This is a genomic window from Streptomyces sp. NPDC031670 (assembly GCF_055580545.1).
The window spans coordinates 1-6,567 of sequence record NZ_JBVILC010000048.1; the positions used below are offsets into that span (position 1 = coordinate 1).

The window sequence follows — 6,567 nt, forward strand, 5'->3', positions numbered from 1 at the left end:
TGCCCAAGTCTGATCACGCGAAGGGTGGGGAGATCGACTGAGCAGGTTTGGACGGCGCTAGAGCAGGGGGTGGGGAATTTCAGAGATCCCTATCAACTCGGATGGCAAGGTCACCATCCGAGCCCTGGCGACCTCCGGTTCGGCCCTCCCGGGTACCGCGTCGGCGCGCTCCGGTCGGGCGGCGAGCAGTGCGTGGCGGGTCGCCTGGCGGCGCCGCCTACGGTCGCAGCTGGGCCGCGAGTGTCTCAGCGACCTTCCTGAGCGACTCGCCGGCCAGGGCCGGGTCCGCCTTGGTTACGGGCCATCCCTGGGAGACCACGAGCGCCAGGTCGCCGTTGCCCGCCATCGCCACCCGTGCGACGGCGACCGCGCCCCGGCCCGGGGTGACCCTGGTCTGGTCGATCCCGGGCCTGTCCTTGGAGAACGCCATCACCTCGTCGGAGTGGAGGGCGCCCAGGCGGGCGATCTGCGGCAGCGCCAGGTTCACCGCCACCCCGCCCATGGACGTGGCCACGAGGTCGATCTCCAGCGGGGCTTGCGAAGCCGTGAAGTTGCAGACGACGGACGCGTGCGGCGGGACGGCGGGGTTGGAGGGGAGCCCAAACGGCGGCGTGGGCTCCCCGGTGGGCCAGGCCTCAGCCGGGCGGCCCGGGTCGACGGTCCCCTGAGCCGCTGGGTGGCCGCCGGACGCCGCCGGGGTGACGGTCCGTTTGGCACCGGCCGCCTTCAGCGCCGCCGCCGGGTCGAGGCCGAACGGGCAGCCCGACGTACCCGTCAGCTGCTTCGCCGTCGAGGCGACCCGGTCGTACGACAGCCTCTCACCGCCCGAGGCCGCCTCGCCGGAACTCCCGGACGAGGAACAGGCGCTCCCGGTAAGGGCGATCCCGGCCGCGCCGGCCAGGGCGAGGATGCGGCGGTGCCTGGCTGCCGTGCGATCAGCTGTCATCCGGTCAGCCTAACCCTCCAACCGCATCTGCGTGACCGATGTGGTATAGGGCCCGTAGGTATATCTGTGTACCGATGGGCTGACGGTTGAGCAGGTCCAGCCGTGGTGCGAGGGGATAGCCAAGGTCCCATGCCGGCATCGCGCATCGTTGTGGCAGGCCGGAGCCCCCACGATCGGGCGCTGGACTACCTGGCCGGGCTGCTGGTGCCCGTGTCCTGGACCGATGAACGGGAATTCTGCCGAACCGCCGGCCACGGGCCGAGGTGCCGTTCGCGACGAAGAACGAGCACTTCAAAAGTAGCAATCCAGCCCGCGTAGGAGAACGGCTTCGGACATCGGGTCCTCACACGCCGCTCCGTCAGCGACCCGAGCAAGATCACCCACTAAGAACCCCTAACGCAAAGCCCTCGTGCCGCCTTCCGTTTCCTGCTGGCTCGGTCCGGCCGCGTATGCCAGCGGAGGCGCGATTGCTTGCGCATCCGCCCCCTCGCGTACCCACAGGGCGATGAACAGCGCGGCGGTTGCTTCCAGGAGTCCTGCCCGTTCGAGACCGCCTCCAGCAAAAGGTTCGCAGCCCACGTCCTGCACCAACTCGCGTACACGCGCGACGGCCGTCTCGTCGTCCCCGCAGATCGGCACGGCCAGCGGTCGCCCGTCGAAGACGGGAGGCCGCATGCGCCACACGTCCTCGTGGCAGAGGTTGAAAGCCTTGACCACGTGGGCACCCGGTGCCGCCGCGGCAAGTTGCTGTGCGGCTGAGGGGCCTCCTTCCGTCAGCAGCCGAAAGCCCGGCCCGACCGGGTTGGAGCAGTCGAGCAGCACCTTGCCCTCCAGGGCTGCGTGCAGGTCCCGTGCCACGTCTACTCCCGCCCCGAAGGGCAACGCGGCCAGTACCACCTGACCGGACTCCGCCGCCGCGCACAGACTGGCCGGCTTCACGCTCCCTCCGATGCGCCTCGCGAGCCGCTCCGCCTTGTGTGCGTCCCGTCCCCCGATGATCACCTCGTGCCCGGCCCGCACCCAGTGGGTGGCGAGCGCGTCAGCCATGTTGCCCGTTCCCAGTACGCCGATTCTCATCACGCGTTCCCTCTCCGTGCCTGCTTTGACGGTTCGTACCGACGCTAGAAGGCTCTTCGGGCACCATTTGGTACGTGACGACCGACGCCTTCCTCGCCGACTGCCGCGCCCGACTCGCCTTCGACCTGCTCTCCAATACCTGGAACGCCGTGGTGCTCTGGGCGCTGCGCGACGGCCCCAGCCGCCCGGTCGAACTGCGGGAGCGGATCGGGGGCATCAGCTCCAAGGTCCTCACCGAGACTCTGCGGCGGCTGCAGTTCAACGGACTGGTCGATCGGCAGGCACACCCCGACGCATCATCACGGGTCGAGTACCAGCTCACCGCTCTGGGACGGACCCTGTTGGCGCCCATCGACGCCGTCGGCGCATGGGCCTTCGAGCACGGTGATGAGGTTATGGCCGCCCAGGAAGCAGCATGCGTCCCCGACCCGCAGTCCGCTCGTTCACCTTGCTAGTGCTCTGACCGTGAAGGTTCACCGGGTTGTGGCAGGCGGACAGCGCTCCCGGAAATCCCTTTCGAGTGTTGCTGCGCTGCCTCTACTGTTGCGCGGTGATGACTGACGTGATCGTTCTCAACGGTGGTTCCAGCTCGGGGAAATCCGGGATCGCCCGGTGTCTGCAGGCGGTCCTGCCGGATCCGTGGCTGGCCGTCGGGACCGACACGCTAGTCGACGCGATGCCCGCGTCCATGCAGGTGTCGGATGCGGGGATCGCGTTCGCTCCGGACGGACAGGTGATCGTCGGCCCGGAGTTCCGGACGCTGGAAGCGGCGTGGATCGAGGGGGTCGCCGCGATGGCCCGCGCGGGTGCCCGGGTGATCGTCGATGAGGTCTTCCTCGGTGGAGCGGACTCACAGAAGCGATGGCAGAAGGCGTTGGGCGGACTGCGGGTGCTGTGGGTCGGCGTCCGATGTGACAGTGCGGTTGCCGCAGGCCGTGAGGTCGCACGGGGTGATCGGGTCATCGGAATGGCGGCGTCCCAGGCGGATGTGGTCCACCGGGGCGTGGTCTATGACCTGGAGGTGGACACCGCGCATGCCGAGTCGATGGAGTGCGCACGGACCATCGCTGCACTTGTCAGCTGATCGGCGGCCCGGCTCTCTGCCCCTATGACCGCAGCGCCGGGACGGTCGGGCCGCTGCAGCCAGGGACCTTCCTCCCCAACGCATGCCCTGCGCCACCCGCGCCGGAGGAGCTGGTGCGGGCCCGCGTCCTCAACACCCCCGTGGCCCCCTGCGGGGGTGGCGCTGATGTGGGCGCCGCCGGTGGGAATGCCCCCGCGACCGAAGCCGGGACCGGAGCCGAGGTATGGCCCAGGGATCATGAGCGCGCTGGACCCGGCGTACGACCTGGACCCGGCGTACGACCTGGAGGCGGTCGGCGCGCCGGGTGCGCTCTGTGACGCGTGGATCGCGCCACGGCATCTTTACGCGGAGGGTCGAGCACATGGCCGTCGTCGTGCACGCAGAGCCTGGGCGAACCAGCGGATCGGCAAGCCGCATCCCCTCCGCAAATCTTGGCAATTCCTCGGCCGCCGGTGCCCCGGCATGTCAGGGGCGCGCTGCCGGACCTGGCAGGGCAGGCCCGACGTCTTGGGTGCAGCCCAAATCGGCGTTTTGGAGACCGGCCGGGTGGCGCGTCAGCGTGCCTGCGCGCTCAGAACGGAGTGGGGCCCGAGTTCGCCACCTGACCGGCCAGCAGCGCCGCCCGCTCCACCACGTAGGGGCCCGTGCCCGGGGTGCCGGGGTCTGGTGTTCCGTCACGACCAGGGTCCGTGCGGTTGCGCGGACCGTGTCCACCAGGCCCCGGCACGTCAGGGTTGCATGAGCATGCCGGGCGGATCTAGCCGGGGGAGTGTCACAGCCCGTACCGCCCGGGTTCCCCTCACCAGCGCATGTCCACTGTGTTGAGGGTCTGCTCACCGCCGCGGCGGACACCAGGTCGGGTAGCTCCAAGCTCTCCGGGCGGGAGATCGCGGTGTCGTTGAGGGGATCGTCGGCCGTGCCCGTTTCCCAGTCGGCCCCAGTTGGCCCCGCAGAGCGGTCATCGTGGCGCCAATGGTGGCGACGGCGTTCGCGGCCTGGGTGTCGTGGCTCAGGGCAAGGATGACGACGGTCAGGGTGGAGGCCAGCACGGTGAGGGTGGTCAGCCATACGAGCGGCTGTCGATGGCGGCGTGCGTCGTGTGAGGTGCGGTCGGTGTTCGTCACGGTTGTGGTCTCCTCGCAGCGAGCGGGTACCCGCCGTCAGGCGTTCGGAAGATGCTGGCGGAGCCAAGCGCAAGCGTCGGCTCCCCAAGGCGGTCTCCCCTGACTGCCCCGAAGGGTCACTTCACCGAGACAATAGTGGCGATTCCGCGTCTACCCGCGGCCACCATCTGCGACGGCCTTAAGACTCCTGACAAAAGGCGGCTTGTGGATCTCCGGAAATGACGGCGTGTCAGTTTTCGTTGATGCTGACCGAAGGGGGTGCGAGCCAGTCCAGACCCAGAAGACCGCTGCCAGGCCCTGGGAGATCGAAGACGAGTTGTGGGCGCGCATCGAGCCGCTACTGCCGGTCGTCCCGCGCAATCCGCGGCGTCCAGGTCGTAAGCGTCTGGACAGTCGCAAGGTGCTGTGCGGGATCCTGTTCGTGCTGTACACCGGGATCCGCTGGGAGTTTCTGCCCCAAGAGCTGGGTTTCGGCTCGGGGATGACCTGCTGGCGACGGCTGCGGGACTGGAATGAGGCCGGGGTCTGGCAGCGCCTGCACGAGCTGCTGCTCTGCGAGCTGCGGGCCGCAGAGCTGCTGGACTTCTCCCGGGCTGCGGTACTTTGCTGGGAGTGAGGGCAGGCGATGTGCTTGGAGAGATGGCCTGCTCGATGCGTCAGAAACTCGTAGCAGTCGAGCCCGCACAGCCTCACAGCCGCGATTTCGGTACGTCGACCTCACATCGTCCGCCAGGCCCGCTCGCACGCCGCGTCGCGGCCCAGTTCGTACTCGAAGCGTGCCGGCTCGGTGTTTCGAGTCAGTGGTGGTCGACGTAGGCGACGAGCCCGCCGGCGGTCAGGCCCAGCGCGCATCCGCGGCGGAAGGATGCGTGGCGCATGCGCGGGGTGTGCTGGGAGTCGGTCATCGCGTACGGTGCGCGGATCCCCAGTTCCACGCCGCACAGGCATACGACGTATCCGTGACGCAGGGCGGCGGCCTGCCACTCGGGGTCGTGCGGGACCCAGGTGCGGGAGTAGAGCTCACCGTCGGGCGTCCGCAATTCCAGCCGGGAGTAGGTGTGTCCGAGGCGCTGCGCCAGTTTTGGCTGTTCATCGGGTATCTCGTGCAGCTCCCATCCGGGGATCGAGGGCAGATCGCAGAAGACCTCGGGCGGTAGGCGCCTCATGCCGAACAGGATGGCGCCTTCGAGCTGCGGTTCCTCGGGTATCTCGTCGAGCGAGGCTCCCTCCGGCACGACGTACCCGAAGTGGCCCACGCCCACGGCATGCCTGAACTCGAAGAGGGCAGTGGGCATGCGGGGTGTCTGTGCGGGATCGATGGTGATCGAGCCTTCCGCAGTCTCCAGGCCCCCCAGCACGCACTCGAGCTGCAGCGCGGGGTCGTCGCAGAACAGGATCTGCCCGAGGTCGTCGACCTGTTCGAACTGATACGAGCTCATCTCCTGCAGCCCTTCGATTGGTTGCGGTTCCTCGTCCGTGAAGCAGATGACTCAATGTTGAACCATCCTATTGAAGGATCGTTGAACAATCCATACATTGAAGGCGTGCACCATCAGGCCGGCGGTTTCGTCGAGAGCAGGGGTGAGGGTGAGCGCGGAGGAAGCAGGCACAGGGCGGACAGGCGTGGCTTGGCGGGTGCTGGTGGGCGCGGCGAGCACCGGCGCAGCGTTGGCGCTGTGGGCGATCGTGCGCACAGCCGTCTTCGCGCACGCCCGGTGGATCGACGTGCTGTGCGCGCTGGTGATCCTCGTCGGCTGCGTGTTCATCTGCACGTGCTGGTACTTGGACAGCCGGTGGCTGCTGTGTGCGGTGTGCCTCTTCGGGGTGCTGTTCCTGCAGAACAAGGAGCTGGATCAGCAGGTACTGCACCAGCACGGGCGTACCGAACACGTCAGGGTCCGACAGATTCAGTGGTCCGCCGGCGACGGCATGGGTGACAGCGCCCACCTCTACACGGTCACCGTCCTCGACGGCCCACCGCTGGATCCGATCGAGGAGAACGGGCTCATGGGCTGGAAGTGGGTGGTAGGCGGCACTTACACGGTGACCGTCGATCCGCAGGGCATTGCCCCGCTCAGGCGGGGGGACAAGCCCGGGCCGCCGGTGATCCAGCAGTTCCTGCAGATCCCGCTCGGCCTCGGCCTGGCCTTCGCCCTGTGGCGGCCCGTAGGGCTGCTCCTGCGCCGACTACGCGTCCCGTCAGCCGGACCCACTCAGCCATAGGGGGCTGTGACTGAGCTGTTTCAGAGTGACCACTGATTCCCAATGATGTTGTCAAGCGGCGGTAGTGACCCACTGTGGTCGGGTCATATCGCTGTCGCGCCTGCGCGAGCCGC

7 protein-coding genes and 1 pseudogene are annotated in these 6,567 nt (G+C 68.3%); 4 read left to right on the forward strand and 4 right to left on the reverse strand.

Annotation, left to right across the window (positions count from 1 at the left end; all coding sequences use genetic code 11):
• Positions 1–217: 217 nt before the first annotated feature.
• The gene (locus ACZ5ID_RS36770) at positions 218–946 is read right to left on the reverse strand and encodes a hypothetical protein (RefSeq protein WP_468907103.1); all 729 of its coding nucleotides are present in this window, start codon (positions 944–946) and stop codon (positions 218–220) included.
• A 393-nt stretch (positions 947–1,339) separates the two neighbouring features.
• Complete coding sequence (locus ACZ5ID_RS36775; RefSeq protein ID WP_468907106.1) at positions 1,340–2,023, reverse strand: NADPH-dependent F420 reductase; 684 nt, start codon at positions 2,021–2,023, stop codon at positions 1,340–1,342.
• 74 nt (positions 2,024–2,097) lie between these two features.
• Here ACZ5ID_RS36775 and ACZ5ID_RS36780 point away from each other — a divergent pair, with 74 nt between their 5' ends.
• Both ACZ5ID_RS36780 and cpt read left to right on the forward strand, forming a co-directional pair.
• The gene (locus ACZ5ID_RS36780; protein ID WP_468907109.1) at positions 2,098–2,478 is read left to right on the forward strand and encodes a winged helix-turn-helix transcriptional regulator; all 381 of its coding nucleotides are present in this window, start codon (positions 2,098–2,100) and stop codon (positions 2,476–2,478) included.
• Between the two features lie 98 nt (positions 2,479–2,576).
• Entirely contained in the window at positions 2,577–3,107 is a 531-nt protein-coding gene (gene cpt / locus ACZ5ID_RS36785; RefSeq protein WP_468907111.1) for a chloramphenicol phosphotransferase CPT, read from the forward strand.
• An 833-nt stretch (positions 3,108–3,940) separates the two neighbouring features.
• On the opposite strand, the gene ACZ5ID_RS36790 is transcribed toward cpt, so the two are convergent.
• On the reverse strand, positions 3,941–4,231 hold the full coding sequence (locus ACZ5ID_RS36790) for a hypothetical protein (protein ID WP_468907114.1): 291 nt from the start codon (positions 4,229–4,231) through the stop codon (positions 3,941–3,943).
• A 304-nt stretch (positions 4,232–4,535) separates the two neighbouring features.
• Here ACZ5ID_RS36790 and ACZ5ID_RS36795 point away from each other — a divergent pair.
• Positions 4,536–4,832, forward strand: a pseudogene (locus tag ACZ5ID_RS36795) (transposase); the annotation flags it as partial.
• Between the two features lie 196 nt (positions 4,833–5,028).
• Here ACZ5ID_RS36795 and ACZ5ID_RS36800 read toward each other — a convergent pair.
• Positions 5,029–5,670 (reverse strand): hypothetical protein, encoded by a 642-nt coding sequence (locus tag ACZ5ID_RS36800; protein ID WP_468907117.1) that lies wholly within the window; start codon positions 5,668–5,670, stop codon positions 5,029–5,031.
• A 184-nt stretch (positions 5,671–5,854) separates the two neighbouring features.
• On the opposite strand from ACZ5ID_RS36800, the gene ACZ5ID_RS36805 reads away from it, so the two are divergent.
• The gene (locus tag ACZ5ID_RS36805) at positions 5,855–6,454 is read left to right on the forward strand and encodes a hypothetical protein (RefSeq protein WP_468907120.1); all 600 of its coding nucleotides are present in this window, start codon (positions 5,855–5,857) and stop codon (positions 6,452–6,454) included.
• Positions 6,455–6,567 lie beyond the last annotated feature (113 nt).